A 16,892-nucleotide genomic window follows, 5' to 3' on the forward strand; every position below is an offset into this window, starting at 1 on the left:
TGAATATCGGATTTTTTCTTTTTATTTTCTCGCTCCAACGGGAATCATAATGTGTGCGTATGGCGTGCCTTTCCACATCACGTATGGGCCACCATAACTTGGATCGGTTGGTAGAGAGTCCAGCAACGCTTGGTCTGGGGTAATAATCATCAAGTGTGGCCCTTCCACAATCCATTGATTATCGTCCGTCATCCCTTCTGCAAATGGGTCGGTGTTACTGGCACCGCCATCACCCGCTAACATGTAAGAAATGCCTAATGCTTTGGCTTGGAAAGGTTTTTTGTTCATCCAAGCGTCTGCCCATTCCATCCAAGGTCCATCCATACACATTGGAGCAATGCCTTCCAATTGAGGTGGCGTTGGGAAGCAAGTGTATTGGCTAGAACCTTCTTGCAGAACGTTATTGTTCCAGTCCATCACCGTTACTTTATCGCGAATAGTCGGTGGCGCTGCACTCAGTGCATCTTCTAAAAGTGCGTTTGAATCATCTGCTGCGAATGCGCCAAAAGCGCAGCTGACCGAAACAACAGCAGTTAAATAAGGAATTAGTTTCATAAATTAAACCTCAAGTTAATACAACATGAGAATTTGAGCACTTTAATTATAGAGTGATATTAAAAATAAGAATCATTATTTAAATGAAAAATAATAAGCGACAGGTTTGTTATGTTAATTTAAGTGTTCTTTCACATACAGTTTATCATCTACTAATACGTGTAGTTTAAAAACATCCGGCTGTTCTGCTTTGAAGCGTTACCAAAAGATGTTAGATAGGTGTTTTTAGTGATATGAGTTGAGTTTATTTGTAATCTATATTTTCAACACCTAATTTCCCTCGTATGGCTAATCGTATAAAAAATATTTCATCTTTATTGTTGTCACGCTAAGGCGTACTTTCTTAAGTATATGATTAGCTATAAAGGTAATGAGAATGGGACTAAAAATCCGTGGTTCTGTTGGTATAAATGGCACTAACTCTAAAAATGATGTTAAAGCAGTTCAACAATTTTTAAATGATAACCAAAAGAGAATAGGGTTTACCCGACTGTTGGTTGTTGATGGCTCGTTAGGGCGGAGCCCTCATTTATCGAAAACAGTAGAGGCAATAAAAGTGTGTCAGCGTAAGCTGCTTTATATGGTAAAGCCAGATGGTCGGATTGATGTAAATGGTAAAACTCATCGTAAGCTCAACGGGTTACCATCCAATAGCTCAGTGAAAAATGATTCTCATGATGCTCAAAAGCTAGTAACCAAAGTACCTTGGATGAAAACAGCGTTGGGAGAAATTGGACAAAAAGAAGTTTCAGGTACTAAAGCCAACCCAAGGATTTTAGAGTATTTTACGGCATCTAAGTTCTGGGGGACTGATGACTCTGGAGGTCAAAATGCTTGGTGTGGTTCGTTTGCCGCTTGGGTTTTTAAACAACACGGAATCACTCCAGTAAAAGAAGCTTATCGAGCAAAGGAGTGGAAGGGTTTTGGTAAAAACATCTCAGATCCTATACATGGAGCTCTAGGGATTAAATCGAGAAAAGGTGGCGGGCATGTTGCTTTTGTAGTGGGAAAGAGCCCAGATGGGAGGCATTTGTACATGTTAGGAGGAAACCAAAACAACCAAGTCAATATAGCAAAGTACTCTATTGATGTTTGGGACAAATTCGTAGTGCCGAGTAACTACGATGAAACAAAAGGCACTTTACCTGTATATACAAAAGGCTCTGCTTTAGCAGGAACGGAAAGTTAAATATGAAGAAATTTATAAGTTTGTTAGGTTGTGTGAGCTTATCAGCTTGTGCTTCAGAGGGAGTGTACTCTCAGAATGAGGCACTCAAAGATGCGATATTCCAAACGCCCTATTCTGCAGTGGTGAAAGTTACAGGTTTTGAAAAATTTTCTGAACATGAGGAAGATGTGCTCTTTAAAGTTCAAGCAGAAGTGATTCAGAAACTTCGTGGAGACGTTGGGTCTGAGATTACTTTCAGTATGTATGGCGAGCTAGGAGATGAGCCCAATATACACCATGATCCTGTCATTCTCACTCTATGTCATGATAAAGATACATATTATTGGCCTGGGACGGGGGCTGAGTTTGAGGCTAATCAAGAGAATATATTATACGCTCAAGAAACAGCTGCTCACTTAGATATAGAACAGCACCATTTTGCACATTGTTCAGAATGAAATGGGTGGCGGTTGAAACGAGCGGTTACAGAGCATGTTAGTCGCCATCGTAGACAGCGTCTTTGCTGAATGATTCGTCGAGATTTTTTAGTCTTTGATTGTCAGAGGCGACTGACAAAACCATACCAACTGTGACAACCAAACCGCTATTAAAGCAGGATATTATTCCTTCAACTTTGTGTTTTAGGAGTAGTCATTAGACTACCCAATAATTGTTGGAATAAATAATGACGAAACGTTGGCTTGTCTCCGCTGTGAGCATCGCGCTGCTCGGCGGTGCTACGTATTTCTATCTCCAATCTGCTGCTCAACCAGAATTGCTGCCTACATTGATTGTGGAAAAAGGCACGATTGAAAAACAAGCTGTGGCTGTTGGTAAAATTGTCCCTGCACACTCTGTGTCTATTAAGTCACAAATCGACGGTATCGTCGGTGAAATTTACGCGAAAGTTGGTGAAAAGGTGAAGCAAGGCCAGCCGCTGATCAAAGTGCGTCCAAACCCAACTCCCCAAGCATTAACGGATGTATCGGCAGAACTCATGCGTAGCGAAGCCGATCTGGAATCCGCCAAACAAAAACTGTCCAACTTAGAAAGCTTGGTCAAGCAGGACATTATTCCAAGTAACTACGACGAATACGTAAGTGCGCGCTCGGCAGTCAAATCTGCGCAAGCGGACGTATTGCAAAAGCGCCAGAATCTCGAACTCATCCGCAGTGGTGAGGCGTCTATCGGCGATGCGCGTTTAACGTCGACGATCTACGCGCCAATTGATGGCACGGTACTCAACCAGAAAGTTGAGGTCGGAGAGCCGATCATCTCGACTCAATCAAGCCAAGCCGCGACTGAAATGATGTCATTGGCCGACATGAACAGTCTGATTTTTAAAGGTAGCGTCAGTGAGCATGATGCTGCGCAGTTGTCTCCGGGAATGCCCGTTATGTTGACGGTTGCGCCTTATCCTGATGTGGCGATTTCTGGTGTGCTAACCAAAGTGGCGATTCAATCTGAGAACCTTAACTCACCAGAGGGCAACGCTTCGGCAAAAAGTTTTGATAACGGTTTTGAGGTTGAAGTGGGAGAACTCAAGATCCCACAAGATGTGTTGCTTCGTTCTGGGTTTTCGTCGACGGCTCAAATCATTCTGAAGAAGTCTGAAAACGTGCTCACTCTACCGGAGCGCGCTCTGCAATTTGATGGTGACGCACCGAATGTTCTGATCCCCGACAGCTCAGAACAAGGGTTTCATAAACAACCTGTGAAACTCGGTCTGTCAGATGGCATCAATGTCGAAGTGCTTGACGGCGTGGAGCTTGATGAAGAGGTTATTGACAACAGCATGATGGGAGCGGCGCATGGTTAAGCTGCAACGATCAAAAATCGCCTTTGCATTGTTGGCTTCCACGCTCAGTTTGCCGACCTACGCAATTTCTATTGAACAAGCTTGGCAACAAGCAAAGCAGCACGATCCAAATTACGAAAAAGCGAAAATCGGCGTCCAGCTTGGCGAGGTTGGCGTACAGAGTAGCCGCAGTGCGTTATTACCGGGTTTAAGTGCCAGTGCGTCAGCGGATTGGAATGAGTCCTCAAGCCATTCCAACAGTTACGGCGCTACCTTATCTCAAACTATTTGGGATAGCAGTTTGTGGTCGGAACTGGATCAAGCGAATGCCAATTATCTCAAAGCACAGTTAGAGCTATCTCAATCGCATAACGAGCTTGCGCAGAAGTTGCTCACCGCTTACCTAGATGTGGCAAGCGCACAGGGCGACCTCAAATTGGCGCAGTCCAAGCTGGAGGAGGGGAAGGAACTTCTCAACATCATTGAGAAACGCTATCGAGCAGGCAAAGTGAAGTCGGTTGATGTTGAAGAGATGCGAGCGAATCAAGTCTCTGAGCAAGCAAGTATCCTCAATGCAAAAGCCGATCTCGAAGTGAAAAAAGCAGAGCTTGCGGCGTTAATTAATCAAATGCCGAAGAGTGTCGACCAAATTCGAACGGATTCTTTAATTCAGCCTCCGATGCTGGTGGACTCTCAGGAGCAATGGCTAAAGCTGGCGAAAGACAGTAGTCCAGAGCTGTTGGTAGCGGCGCAGATGGTGAAAGCGAGCGAGTTCGCGAAAGATTCAGCTAAAGGTGGATACTACCCAACCGTCAAAGGCAGTGTGGGCTACAGCGATGGTGACAATCGTTCAAACGGCGAGTTTAACGCTGGGATTAGTTTGAGTTTGCCGATTGATCTCAATGGTGCAGTGCGAGCGAAAGTGGACGAAGCATCGTTGAACATTTTAAGCGCCAAGCAAGAAATGCGTAGAGTGGAAATTGATATTCAGAAACGAGTTATTCAGCAGTTTACGCAGGTCGATATCAACTGGAATCAAGTTTTGATAGCGAACGAGCTGGTTGAGTCGCGCGCCAGAGTGTTGCAAAGCAAAGAGAAACTTTACGACGCTGGTCTGCTTGAAGTGTCGGAAGTTATCAGTGCACACAACAGCTTGTTTGAGGCGAAAAACAGTCTGCAAACCAACTTGTACAGCTACTGGCGTAAGAGAATCGGCTTACTGCAAACCGCAGGGAAACTCGATGACGATACCATGGCGTTGATCTCTCGGGCTTTTCATTCATGAGCAGCCTGTTGCAACAGACTTGGCAAACGTTGATGGCGCACCGCATGAAGAGTGTGCTAGCCATTATCGCGATTGCTTGGGGCGTGATCTCTGTGGTGGTGTTAATCGCACTTGGCGAAGGCTTTTATCGCCATCAGACCCAGTCGTTTTCATTTATGATCAACAATGTGCAAGTGGTGTTTCCGTCGAGTACCAGTAAACCGTGGCAAGGGTTACCTTCAAGACGACAAATTGATATTCCACAAGAAAAAGTCGACATGATCAAACAGTCGGGCTTCGTGCAACAGGCGTCGAGCGTTTACGCCAAATGGGATGCGAATATCACCAATCTCAAAGGACAGAACTTATCGAGTACGGTCAGCGGTATTGATACGTCTTACTTTCCTTTAATGCAACGCAAGCTGCAATCCGGTTCGAGAAATCTGTCACCAAGTGATATGGACAACCACACTCGCGTGGCGGTGTTAGGCGATCAAATTGCGCAAATGGGCGGAATCCAAATCGGGGATAGGCTCAAAGTCAACGGCATTCCGTTTTTGGTGATTGGGATAACCGTTGGTGAGGACACTGGCATTTCATTCGGCGATAGCCGCACGGTTTTCATTCCTCAAACAACGTACCGCGATTTGTGGGATGCGAAACCTTGGATGGTATTGATGAAGCCGAGAGACGGGATGGATGCACCGTCGTTTCGACAAAATATCGTGAACTTTTTCGCCAAGCAGCTTCATTTTGACCCAAGTGATAAAGATGCGGTCGAATTACCCGATTTTAGTGAAGGTGCGGCGGTCATCAGTGGAATTTTGCGTGGCATTCAGATTTTTCTCGGAGCGAGCGGTGCGATGACCATGGCGGTCGGTGCGCTTGGCGTTGCCAACATCATGTTTTTATCTGTCACGGAGCGCACGCGTGAAATCGGTGTGCGTTTGGCGATCGGGGCGACTCAAAAATCCATACTAAGTCAGTTTATTCTTGAAGGGCTTATTTTGGTAGCTGTGGGCACGGCATTAGGTCTGATGTTTTCGTATGCCGTGGTGTCTGTCCTAAGCAGCATGGCATTACCGGAATGGATTGGTTTACCTGTGATCACGCCAGATTCCATTGCTTGGTCTTTACTTGTGACGCTTATCTTGGCATTGATGGCATCGTATTTCCCAGCAAGGCGAGCATCGCGTCTCACGCCAGTCATTGCTTTGAGTGCGAGGGCCTAGTCATGCTGTTACCGATGAGACAAATTTTCCAAGAAATGGCGGCAGAAAAGCTGAGATTGGGTTTGACCATTCTGGCTGTAGCGTGGGCGACCCTCTGTATCGCTGCTATGTTGGCGGTAGGTGAGGGTATTCGTCAGGGCGTATTGAAAACCGCACAAAATGGTAACGGCAACTTGATCTATTTGACCGGAGGGATGGCCACCGTCGACCACGGTGCTTTTCACCAAGGTAAATTTCTGACATTAAAAATGGACGATTCAGAGGTCGTTCGAGCGTTACCCGATGTAAAAAGTGTTGCGCCAACTGCGAAGTGGAAAGAGCGCATCACCGTTGGTGACAGAAGCTCGTGGCAAGAGCCCTTAGCGGTCACGAGCGAGTTTCAATCCATGACCAATTTGGTGCCGATGGCGGGGGGACGATGGTTAAATCCACTCGATCAAAAAGAGACGCGCAAAGTCGTTGTACTGGGTTATGAACTGGCAGCCGACTTATTCAACCCGAATGAGGACTTTAGTTGGTTTGCGACAGTCACATTGCAAGTCAACCCTGTGGGGCAAAAGGTAAAAATCGGCAATGAGGAGTTCACCGTTGTGGGCGTATTGGAGAAAAACAGCGCCCAAATAGAACAGGGGGATCTTATCAACTATTCCAGCTTTGTGCCGTTAGCGACGTGGAAGCGATTTCATGTCAACGGTGAAATTGGTGGCATCAATGTGCAACCACAAGCGGATGTAGACCGAGAAGCCTTAGCAAAGACGAGCAGGCAAGTGATTGCCCGTAAGCACGGGGCAAGTGTCAGTGATGAACAGGTCGTCCAAGTTGATGATATGTTCCTTAAGCAAAAGAGTATGCAGCAGTTTATGATAGGTTTGCAGAGTTTTCTTGGCATTATCGGCTTCGTGACGTTAGCTGTTGCTGGCGTCGGCATTGCCAATGTGATGTATGCCACCGTAAAGCGATCTACGCGTGATATCGGTGTGCGCATGGCAGTCGGTGCAACCCCAACTGCTATTCGCATGCACTATTTAGTGCAGTCTTTATTGACAATGATGATGGGGGGCGCGCTTGGCTTAGGCGTGACGTACGCGCTGGTGTCTGCCATCAGTTCCATTCCTTTAGAGGGCAATGCTTTTTATGAACAACTGGGTAAACCTGTCCCTGAGTTGTCGTGGGTCGTTGTCGTGATTGTCATCCTCACCTTAGTGATCATTGGTGTGGCATCTGCATGGTTACCTGCAAACCGAGCCGCAAAAGTCAGCCCGTTGGAGGCGCTACAAAGTGAATAACAACAATAACTCTGGAGAGAACATGTCGAACAAGCCGCTTGTTGAGCTGACCAACATCTGTAAATACTACTCAAGCGGGGAGGCGGAAGTTCGCGCGTTAGACGGCGTTGACTTAACCATCAATCAAGGCGAGTTTCTTTCGATTCTTGGCCCGTCCGGTTCGGGTAAATCAACGTTGATGAACATGCTCGGCTGTTTAGATAAGCCCACTGATGGCGAGTACCAACTTGGCGGCCAAAACGTCGCAAGTTTAAGTGCGAATGAGCTGGCTGGCATTCGTAACCAAAAGATTGGATTTGTCTTCCAAAGCTTTAACTTATTGGAATACGCGACGGCGCTCGATAACGTGGCACTGCCGTTGGTTTACTCTGGCATCAAAGCCAAAGAACGTCGCCAGCGCGCCGCCAAATTGCTAGAGCAAGTCGGGCTAGGGGATCGTTTAGACCACAAACCAAACCAGCTTTCTGGCGGTCAAAAACAGAGGGTCGCGATTGCAAGAGCCTTGGTCAACGATCCGCAAATCATCTTAGCGGATGAACCAACGGGTGCATTGGATTCAAAATCCGGCGCAGAGATTGAAGCCTTGTTCAACCAACTCCACGCCGAAGGCAGAACATTGATCATCGTGACTCACGATAACGCTCTGGCAGAGCGCACTAAACGCATCATCACCATCAAAGATGGTAAGGTGATTTCGGATAGAGCGCCGATAGGGAAGGAGAACGCAATTTCTCACTGCTAAGCTAAATAAGGTCGATGATTTGAATTTGGGCAGCTATGGATGCTGACACCATAACTGCCTAAGTTCGATTGGTATGAGAGCTAACGGGCGAATTATACCGGTTAATTTTTCGTTGGGCGTTTATTTTGAAAGCACGTCGGAAGAAGCCAATAGAGGTACTCGAATAGATACCGCACTTAAAGCAATGTTATGAATCATTTGATCGGTAGTCGTACAACAATCTTCAATGATGGAAACGTTGTATTTTTCCGTTGCTTTTGAAATTGCCGTATGTGTCACGCAATTTTGCGTCATCATTCCGCAGATCAACAATTCATCTACGCCGCTCCGTTCTAGTGCTTGTTCGAGGTTCGTTTGATAAAAACTGTCAGCGTGCTGTTTTTGAATGATCTCGGCGTCAGGACATATTGAGATGACGTCGGTATGAATCTCCACACCAACACTGCCTTCCTCAAAGAAAGGCGCTTTCCCTTTAAGGGCCGAAGATACATGTTGAACAAGGAATATCGGGATATCTTGTGCTATGGCTTTCGCCATCAACTGCTTAATGTTGTCCAGAGTGGCATCGGTATTCCACAAAGGAAATCGGCCATTCGGGAAATAGTCGTTTTGTATATCGATTACAAGTAATGCGCTGTTGCTCATTTTCAATTCCTGCTGATTTGGGTTCACGTCTTGCCAAATTATGAGTAACTTGCTGCATTATTTTTAGAGTCTAAAATGACATAAAAGAAGTCAAAAACGACAAATTAAAGATGATCAAAATAACGATTGGAATCTGCGAGTATCCCTCAGTATTGAAGTCGGCAGTTTATGGCTTTGAAGAGATGTTTTTGCTGGCCAACAGAATATGTAAGGAACAGAACATTGAGGTTGTGTTTGAGCCGATTTTAATTCCACATACAGACCTAACCGCAGAAAGACTAACGGTTGTTTTGTTGCCACCTGCGTCACTTGATAATTACTACTTAGCTCCTGATGATGCGTTGATTCGATGGCTTAAAGCGCACTACTCACAAGGGGCGGTGTTATCTTCTGCATGTGCCGGAGTATTCATTCTTGCCGCAACCAACTTGATCGATTCGAGAGAGGTCACGACCCATTGGGCATTGGCGGAAACATTCTCCCAAGCCTTTCCTAGCATTGCGCTAGATAGCAATAAGATATTGATCAATCACGGTGACATAGTAACGGCAGGTGGGATGATGTCATGGTTAGATCTTGGCTTTGAGCTGATCGCGAAATACGCTTCGCCAAGTGTTGTTCGTCAGCTTGGAAAAACGCTGGTTATTGATACCGCTCAGCGAGCGCAGAGCTACTACCAACAGTTTCATCCATCGTTTTCTCACGGTGATTATGCGATTGTTTTCATTCAACAAATCATGCATCAGCGCTATGCAGAGCCTTTGTCCATAAAGCGGTTAGCAAAGCAAGCCAACCTTATTGAACGCACGATGCAACGACGATTTTTGAAAGCGACAGGATACAACCCTAATCAATACTTGCAGCGTCTTAGAATTCAGAGAGCATGTGATTTGTTAGAAAGCACACAACATTCCTTTGATTCTATAAGCCATCAAGTTGGTTACGAGGATACGAGCGCCTGTAGGAAGGTTTTCATAAACGTTATTGGTTTAACTCCGCGAGAGTTTAGAAAACGATTTGCTTGAGTCTTGTTTGAATATGTAGAGCAACTCGGTGAAGCCGCGAGTTTCAAGTGAAACCACAAAGAATGGAAGTATGCGTAGGTCCATTTCTCCAGCCATGAATTTCTTTCATGTTCAATGTGAAACAATACCAATATTATTCAACTCGTGAAGCAAGTATAAAAAACGGACTGCTCTGGTGTTAGGCACTGTGACCACCGTTTTTAGTACGAACTATTCGTCGTGAACGCTGCGCAACCTAACGATTGGGAAAACCAAAAAACAAAAATATCCCCATGCACAGAGTTAGGAAAAGTCTGCTTTATCTAAGGAAATAGGATACCAACTCACGATGAATAACGATTTCACATTTGCTATCAAAAGCATTCGTTTTGATGAGAATTACCAACCATCAGACAATACGCGAATCACTACCAACTTTGCTAATCTGGCTCGTGGAAACTACCGCCGAGAGAATCTGCGCAACGCACTCCGAATGATCGACAATCGTTTTAATGCGTTGGCACATTGGGATAATGCGCAAGGTGACCGCTACTCAGTAGAGCTTGAAATCATCTCTGTTGATATGGATATCCAAGGCAGTGGCGAAGCCTTCCCATCAATTGAAGTGCTCAAAACCAACATTGTTGACCACAACACTCACGAGCGCATCGAAGGCATTGTGGGCAACAACTTCTCTTCATACGTTCGTGATTACGACTTTAGCGTTTTGCTGTTGGACCACAACAAAAACCAGCCCCGTTTCAGCATCCCAGCTAACTTCGGTGATTTGCATGGCAAACTGTTCAAAGCTTTCGTTAATTCTGAGTCTTACAAACAGCATTTCAAAAAGCTGCCTGTGATTTGTTTGAGCGTATCGGACAACAAAGTATACCGACGCACCGAAAATCAACATCCTGTTTTGGGCTTTGAATATCAGCCGAACGAATCTTCGTTGACGGAGCAGTACTTCAAAAAAATGGGCTTACAGGTGCGCTACTTTATGCCACCAAACAGTGTCGCACCATTGGCATTCTATTTCTTCGGTGACTTGCTGAACGACTACTCAAACCTAGAGCTTATCAGCACGATAAGCACGATGGAGACATTCCAGAAGATTTACCGACCTGAGATTTACAATGCCAACGCGGTTGCCGGTAATTGCTACCAGCCAAACCTAAAAAACCTAGACCACTCGCTAACTCAAATCGTTTACGACCGAGAAGAGCGCAGCCAACTGGCGATTGAACAAGGGAAATTTGCCGAGGAGCATTTCATCAAACCTTATCAATCTGTTCTTGAACAATGGTCTGCAAACTACGCGTAATCGACAACGAGAATCTAGAAAGGAATGACGATGAAAACACTATTACCGACTTCAACGGCTGGCAGCTTGCCGAAACCTTCTTGGCTAGCGGAACCAGAAAAACTTTGGTCACCGTGGAAACTGCAAGGTGAAGAACTGATTGATGGCAAACGCGATGCGTTACGTGTCGCTTTGCAAGAACAAGAACTGGCAGGCGTTGATATCGTCAGTGATGGCGAGCAAACTCGCCAACATTTTGTGACGACCTTTATTGAGCATTTAAGCGGCGTAGATTTTGAAAACCGTAAAACGGTGACCATTCGCAACCGTTATGAAGCAAGTGTTCCGACTGTGGTTGGCCCAGTAAGCCGCACAAAGCCCGTGTTTGTTGAAGATGCAAAGTTCTTGCGTCAGCAAACTAAGCAACCTATCAAGTGGGCGCTGCCAGGCCCTATGACGATGATCGACACGCTTTATGATGATCATTACGGTAGCCGTGAAAAGCTGGCTTGGGAATTTGCAAAGATCCTCAATCAAGAAGCGAAAGAGCTTGAAGCGGCAGGTGTCGACATCATTCAGTTTGATGAGCCTGCGTTCAATGTGTTTTTCGATGATGTGAACGAGTGGGGCATTGCATGTTTAGAGCGTGCGATTGAAGGGCTGAAATGTGAAACGGCGGTGCATATCTGCTATGGCTACGGCATCAAAGCGAACATGGATTGGAAGCAAACGCTAGGCACTGAATGGCGACAATACGAAGAAGTATTCCCTAAATTGCAGCAGTCGAATATCGATATTATCTCGCTCGAATGTCATAACTCACGAGTGCCTATTGAGTTACTTGAGTTGATTCGCGGTAAGAAAGTGATGGTTGGTGCGATTGACGTTGCAACCAACGAAATTGAAACGCCAGAAGAAGTGGCGAATACACTGCGAGAGGCATTGAAATACGTTGATGCCGACAAGCTTTACCCATGTACCAACTGTGGTATGGCGCCTTTGTCTCGTGAAGTATCAACCGCTAAGCTTAATGCGCTAAGTGCGGGAGCGGAGATTGTTCGTAGAGAGCTGTCTGCTTAAGTTATTCAAAATATTTTCCCCTTAGATAAACAAAAAAAACCAAGAGCTCGGTTCTTGGTTTTTTTCTTAAAACAGAGGTTGTAACTTCGCGCTAGTTCATTTCTAGCTGTCGAACTTCAGGATGCTTTAGCAACATCACACGAATCCAGTGATGCACCACCCACATCACCATCGCGGTGAGCAGAACCGCAACGAAAATCGAGCTGAAACGGTACAAGATCGAAAAGAACGCGTCTTTTTGTTCTGGCACCAACGAGGTCGTCAGCGGAACCGATAGGGCAGACATGGCAGAAAACGCGATAGCCGCTTTAATTTGCCCCTTGGTGAGCCACAAGCAGAATGGCCCCATCGCAATGGTAAAGGCGAGCCAAAAGAGTAGCCCATGCCCATACCAACTGCCCAATATCAGCTGAACAGCCATCCCTGCGATGCAGCCTAGTGCTGTGCCGATGATGCGAATTTTTGCCATGGCGAGCGAGCCCGCTAAAGTCATTGGGGTTAGGATGATCAAAATGGAAGCTTGTGCGGATAGCGAGTCATATAAGTCCGCTACTTGGAATACGATAAACGCAGCCATCGCCACTACCCAACCCATAGCAACTTGGCTGATGTAGTCAATATCGCTTTTTACTGGGGTCGACATCTCAAGGTGCTCGGCGGGGGATTTTGGCTCCGGGAACAACCAATACGCGAATGCGCAAACAAAAATATTGCTGAACGCCATCACCCACATGTTGACGTTGAACTCTTCAATATCCATGAAGTTATAGCTGGCAAAATTCAACACAATTGAACCCACCAACAGCCCCATGTAACCAAACAAATAGGTTTTCTGGTTCATCATTGCAATGCACTTGAACAGCATCATGATTCCGACGGCAACGGTCATTAATGTTGGATGAAACTGCAAGTATTCCAGCAAAAATGTGGCTTGTATGGTTGTCCACACCGCAGAGAAAAACACGATCAATAAAGCCGAAATATTAAAGTTGTCCATTCTGCCCAATATAAACAGCGGCATCATGATGGCAAAAAATCCGTAAGACCAACCGAAGATCATGCTTAGCGCGAGCCCTAAAGAGCAGCCGAACCAAATTCGTAAGGTTTTCATTGTCGCCGCCTAGTAAATGAAGTGGAACCAGCTTGCGAGGTGAATCTGTGCTTGCGCCATCCACTGCCAGAAAATGCTGTTGTCTGGGTACAAAACAATGGTAGCGCGAGAGCCGACAAACAGCGCTGGTGGTAACTCTTCGCTGCTGGTTAGGTTCACTCGTGTACGTTGCGCATCACGTACCCAGCGGTTGTTCACTTCCACTTTGGTTAGTGCGCCATTAGGCGTTTGTTGTGCGGCTGCTACACCGTAATCGCGGCTAGCTAAATCAAAGTCGTACACCGAACCTGGGTTGGCATCAAATGTGACCAAGGCGTGGAAAGTCTTGTCTACGTTCGCGACGGATTTTTCACGAAAATCAGCGGCTACCCAGAGTGATCCTGTTGGTACAAATGTCAGCAATGGCATGTTGGTGTTTGCCATCGTGCCAACTTCTAGTTGCAGGTTGGTCACGACACCATCACTGGGAGCGAGTACCGCGGTATTTGCCAAATCAAGTTGCGCCTTTTCGAGCCCGTTTTTGGCAATTCGAACGGCGGTGCTTTGACCTTTTTGATCGCCTAATTGCGCCTCAATGACTTTTAAGTTTTGTCGTTCCGCTTTAAGCGCTGCACGTGATACCTGATTTTGGGCAAAGGCATTATCGAGTGTCGATTGAGAGATGACTTTCTGCTTCGATAACGTCAGTAAGCGGTTGTATTCGCGGTGTGCATTATCAAATGTCGCTTGTGCGCGGGCAATATTGGCAAGAGCGGCTTCGCGTTGAGAATACAGCGTTGCTTCTTTTTCATAAGCGGATTGCAGAGACAGCTCCGCCTGTTCAAGCGCTATATTGTATTTACGATCATCAATCGTAAACAACACATCGCCTTTTTGAACGGACTGGTTATTCTCGATGAGAACGTCGGTCACTTTACCAGATACCTCGGGCGCGACTTGGACAACGTATCCTTGCACTCGTCCTTCGGTCGTTAAGGGGGCGTGGCGGTCTGCAATGATAATGTACAAAAATAGTACGATGAACAGGACAATCAAAGTTCGCATCCAGTGTTTGAATTTTTGGTCAGCCGTCATTACAAGTTCCGTTAAACATATTGGATAGCGGATTATAGAGAAGTCACTCACAATTCAGTAGAATGATAATACGAACATAAATGACCTAAAAATAGGACAATGAACGTTAGTTTTGATGATATTTACCTATTCACTCAGACGGTGGTTCACGGCGGTATAAGTGCAGCGGCAGAGGCGAATCAACTACAACGCTCAAAAGTGAGTCGTCGCCTGCAAGAATTAGAGAAATCGCTCGGGGTACAGCTTTTGATCCGCACAACACGCAGCATTGAGTTGACGGAGCACGGGAAACGCTTGTTTGAGTTGGTGGGGCAGCCTATTGACCATATTCAGCAAGGTTTAAATGCCATGCACGAATATCAACAAGAGCTGACGGGCAAGGTGCGTTTAGCCATTCCTTCCGCATTGATGAGCTCTGCCGCGTTTAACGCGATCATCACCGAGTACACAACGCGGTATCCGGAGATTTCGGTCGAGATTGAAAACCATCAAGAGAGTGTCGATCTCAAGCGTCAATCGTTTGATTTACAGCTTCTTCCGAGCGTGGTCAAAGTCACCGATGACAGCTATGTGCAGTTCAGTCTTTTGCCTTATCGTAGTCACTTTGTTGCGTCAAAAGCCTATCTAGAATCGCATCCGCCAGTAAAAACGGTGGAAGATCTTAAGCAGCATCGCCTTTTAACTAATCGTTACAATGCCGATTTGCTCGATTCAGATTTGCATGTGGCGTTGCGTTCGGATGACCTCAACTTGCTGCGCTCGATGGCGATAGCAGGAAACGGCATCGCGTTTATTCCTCAAATTCATTCCAAGCCTGCACTGAGAGACGGTTTGTTGGTCGAGGTGCTGCCTCAATTCGCGCATCCGAAGCAGCATCTTACTCTGATTTATCCCTCGGCCTTATTTCTGCCCAATAAAGTCAAAGCCTTGATTGAACTAATTCGAGAGAAATTTAAATAGTCAGTTCAAACCACCCTTACCTAAGGGCAAATGTGTGAGCGAAGGTCATCTTTCTAGGTTTTATTGCTCTAACATGAAAGGGTTCTGATACATTAACTGTTACTCAACTTGTTGGGTATGATTTGTGGTCGCACAAGATAGGAGATGGAAATGTTATCGAAAGGAAACACGGGCCTGATTGTGGTGGATGTTCAGGGCAAACTCGCTACATTAATGCATGAAAGCGACGCACTGATTGAAAATATCACGAAACTGGTAAAGGGTGCCAAAGCACTAGATTTGCCTATTCTGTGGCTAGAACAGAATCCAGAAAGGTTGGGCCCAACCGCGGAGCCGATTCGTGAAGTGCTTGAAAGCACGCATTTACCTATTACCAAGTACACGTTTGATGGCTGCAAAGAGGCGACGTTTAACGTCGCGGTGGAGAACGCGAAAGTTGATACCTGGTTGGTTTGCGGTATTGAATCCCACATTTGCGTCTATCAAACCGCGGTTTCTCTGCGCCAGTCCGGTTATCGCGTTGAATTAGTCACGGATTGTGTATCTTCCCGAACCGCTGCCAATAAAGCGCTCGCTCTTGCGAAGTTAACCGCTAACGGTGTGGTGCTCACTGGGCTAGAAATGTGTTTGTATGAAATGGTCGAAGATTGCCGAGCACCTGAATTCAAAGAAATTCTGGCGCTCATCAAATAGTGGAATCACTGTAATCAGCAACAACTTTATTTGAACTCGCTATTCAAATTCTCGTTGATATCTTGGCAACATCGACTCGTTGCCAAGTAACCCGCCTTGGTGAATATAAATCACCGCTTTATCTGTGTTCTCTTCCAACCAAGGGGTGAGGCATTGCCACATATACGGGTCGTATAACAGGTCAAATTCGAGGTCGGTTTGTTCAAAGAGTGCTTTCCATGTGATGTAATCTTCTTCGTACAAGCGGCCAAAATGGTGTTTGTTGCGCACGGTTAAAATGGTTGGGTGGCTGTTTTCACCGAGCTGGTTGAACTGTTCAGTTAAGTAATCTGCATCGCCTACGCAAGGGCAAGTTAGCACTTCTATGCCGTGTGGGCTTAAATGTTTATGAAGATATAAAGCCGTCGTGCCGGTGCCTGATGGCAGGGCGACGGTAAAATGCTCTTTACCTCTCAATCGCGTCCAATCAAGAATTTCTCGTGCTAACTGTTTGATGCCAGCTTCAGCGAGGTGGGAACGTCCACCCTCTGGAATCAGCAATGTCGACTCATCTAATCTTCGTACCTGGTGGATGTATTCACTAGGGTGGAGTTCGCTACCGATGTCTTGCATGGCGGTGATTTTCATACCCAAATCGAGAGCGCCGCGATAGTTTCCGATGGGGGAGCTTTTTAGCCAAGATGGAATGTGATGAACATAAAACTCAAATGCCCAACCTTTAATCTGGGCGAGAGCCGCTAGCGAGTACATGGCATTAGATTGAGCGGAGCCAAAGCTTATTAACGTGGTGATGTCGGGATTTTGCTCTTCCATTAACGTCATAAACTTACGTGCTTTGTTCCCAGAAAAGTGGGAGTGGAGCATGTCGTCACGTTTAAGGAAAAATTTGCGCCCATTAAAGCTATGTTGGGTGATAGGACTTTCTAAGAGTTTCATGTCGATGCTGACGGAATAAACCGTGTCACCTTTGCCATTTA

General features: G+C 46.0%; 17 protein-coding genes. 12 read left to right on the plus strand and 5 right to left on the minus strand.

The window, feature by feature from the left end; genetic code table 11:
• Positions 1-21: 21 nt before the first annotated feature.
• Positions 22-555 carry a hypothetical protein gene (locus tag NL646_RS12490; RefSeq protein WP_005457970.1) on the minus strand — a complete coding sequence of 178 codons (534 nt, stop codon included), beginning with the start codon at positions 553-555 and terminating at the stop codon, positions 22-24.
• 376 nt (positions 556-931) lie between these two features.
• Here NL646_RS12490 and NL646_RS12495 point away from each other — a divergent pair, with 376 nt between their 5' ends.
• The 7 genes from NL646_RS12495 (at position 932) to NL646_RS12525 (ending at position 8,045) form a co-directional block, all read left to right on the plus strand.
• Positions 932-1,744 carry a TIGR02594 family protein gene (locus NL646_RS12495; RefSeq protein ID WP_020841003.1) on the plus strand — a complete coding sequence of 271 codons (813 nt, stop codon included), beginning with the start codon at positions 932-934 and terminating at the stop codon, positions 1,742-1,744.
• Positions 1,745-1,746: 2 nt separating this feature from the next.
• Positions 1,747-2,181: a hypothetical protein gene (locus NL646_RS12500; RefSeq protein ID WP_024703003.1), complete on the plus strand. Its 435-nt coding sequence runs from the start codon at positions 1,747-1,749 to the stop codon at positions 2,179-2,181.
• Between the two features lie 227 nt (positions 2,182-2,408).
• Positions 2,409-3,542, plus strand: a complete 1,134-nt coding sequence (locus NL646_RS12505) for an efflux RND transporter periplasmic adaptor subunit (RefSeq protein ID WP_253664289.1) — start codon at positions 2,409-2,411, stop codon at positions 3,540-3,542.
• The gene (locus NL646_RS12510; protein WP_253664290.1) at positions 3,535-4,806 is read left to right on the plus strand and encodes a TolC family protein; all 1,272 of its coding nucleotides are present in this window, start codon (positions 3,535-3,537) and stop codon (positions 4,804-4,806) included. The genes NL646_RS12505 and NL646_RS12510 overlap by 8 nt, the downstream gene beginning before the upstream one ends.
• On the plus strand, positions 4,803-6,017 hold the full coding sequence (locus NL646_RS12515; RefSeq protein ID WP_021822522.1) for an ABC transporter permease: 1,215 nt from the start codon (positions 4,803-4,805) through the stop codon (positions 6,015-6,017). Before NL646_RS12510 ends, NL646_RS12515 begins: the two co-directional genes overlap by 4 nt.
• A gap of 2 nt (positions 6,018-6,019) precedes the next feature.
• Positions 6,020-7,303, plus strand: coding sequence for an ABC transporter permease (locus NL646_RS12520; protein WP_253664291.1), 1,284 nt, complete (start codon positions 6,020-6,022; stop codon positions 7,301-7,303).
• A 22-nt stretch (positions 7,304-7,325) separates the two neighbouring features.
• Positions 7,326-8,045: an ABC transporter ATP-binding protein gene (locus NL646_RS12525; RefSeq protein WP_005457931.1), complete on the plus strand. Its 720-nt coding sequence runs from the start codon at positions 7,326-7,328 to the stop codon at positions 8,043-8,045.
• Positions 8,046-8,165: 120 nt separating this feature from the next.
• On the opposite strand, the gene NL646_RS12530 is transcribed toward NL646_RS12525, so the two are convergent.
• Positions 8,166-8,690, minus strand: coding sequence for a cysteine hydrolase family protein (locus NL646_RS12530; RefSeq protein WP_253664292.1), 525 nt, complete (start codon positions 8,688-8,690; stop codon positions 8,166-8,168).
• A 110-nt stretch (positions 8,691-8,800) separates the two neighbouring features.
• Between NL646_RS12530 and NL646_RS12535 the strand changes: the two genes are divergently transcribed.
• The 3 genes from NL646_RS12535 to NL646_RS12545 all read left to right on the plus strand — a co-directional run bounded on the left by NL646_RS12535 (position 8,801) and on the right by NL646_RS12545 (position 12,077).
• Complete coding sequence (locus NL646_RS12535; RefSeq protein ID WP_253664293.1) at positions 8,801-9,715, plus strand: GlxA family transcriptional regulator; 915 nt, start codon at positions 8,801-8,803, stop codon at positions 9,713-9,715.
• A gap of 328 nt (positions 9,716-10,043) precedes the next feature.
• Complete coding sequence (locus NL646_RS12540; protein ID WP_025794951.1) at positions 10,044-11,018, plus strand: DUF1852 domain-containing protein; 975 nt, start codon at positions 10,044-10,046, stop codon at positions 11,016-11,018.
• A 30-nt stretch (positions 11,019-11,048) separates the two neighbouring features.
• A complete protein-coding gene (locus tag NL646_RS12545) occupies positions 11,049-12,077 on the plus strand; it encodes a methionine synthase (protein ID WP_025524089.1) in 1,029 nt (342 codons plus the stop codon).
• 91 nt (positions 12,078-12,168) lie between these two features.
• Here NL646_RS12545 and NL646_RS12550 read toward each other — a convergent pair whose 3' ends face one another.
• Together NL646_RS12550 and NL646_RS12555 are read right to left on the minus strand one after the other, a co-directional pair.
• Positions 12,169-13,188 (minus strand): DUF2955 domain-containing protein, encoded by a 1,020-nt coding sequence (locus NL646_RS12550; protein WP_015296992.1) that lies wholly within the window; start codon positions 13,186-13,188, stop codon positions 12,169-12,171.
• A gap of 9 nt (positions 13,189-13,197) precedes the next feature.
• Positions 13,198-14,262 (minus strand): HlyD family secretion protein, encoded by a 1,065-nt coding sequence (locus tag NL646_RS12555; protein ID WP_253664294.1) that lies wholly within the window; start codon positions 14,260-14,262, stop codon positions 13,198-13,200.
• A gap of 99 nt (positions 14,263-14,361) precedes the next feature.
• Between NL646_RS12555 and NL646_RS12560 the strand changes: the two genes are divergently transcribed.
• Both NL646_RS12560 and NL646_RS12565 read left to right on the plus strand, forming a co-directional pair.
• The gene (locus NL646_RS12560; protein ID WP_005376746.1) at positions 14,362-15,222 is read left to right on the plus strand and encodes a LysR family transcriptional regulator; all 861 of its coding nucleotides are present in this window, start codon (positions 14,362-14,364) and stop codon (positions 15,220-15,222) included.
• Positions 15,223-15,372: 150 nt separating this feature from the next.
• Complete coding sequence (locus NL646_RS12565; protein ID WP_025591497.1) at positions 15,373-15,915, plus strand: hydrolase; 543 nt, start codon at positions 15,373-15,375, stop codon at positions 15,913-15,915.
• 39 nt (positions 15,916-15,954) lie between these two features.
• On the opposite strand, the gene NL646_RS12570 is transcribed toward NL646_RS12565, so the two are convergent.
• On the minus strand, positions 15,955-16,851 hold the full coding sequence (locus NL646_RS12570) for a 1-aminocyclopropane-1-carboxylate deaminase/D-cysteine desulfhydrase (RefSeq protein WP_253664319.1): 897 nt from the start codon (positions 16,849-16,851) through the stop codon (positions 15,955-15,957).
• Between the last annotated feature and the right edge of the window lie 41 nt (positions 16,852-16,892).

The organism is Vibrio sp. Y20_XG_PY13 (assembly GCF_024181925.1).
GTDB lineage: Bacteria > Pseudomonadota > Gammaproteobacteria > Enterobacterales > Vibrionaceae > Vibrio > Vibrio parahaemolyticus.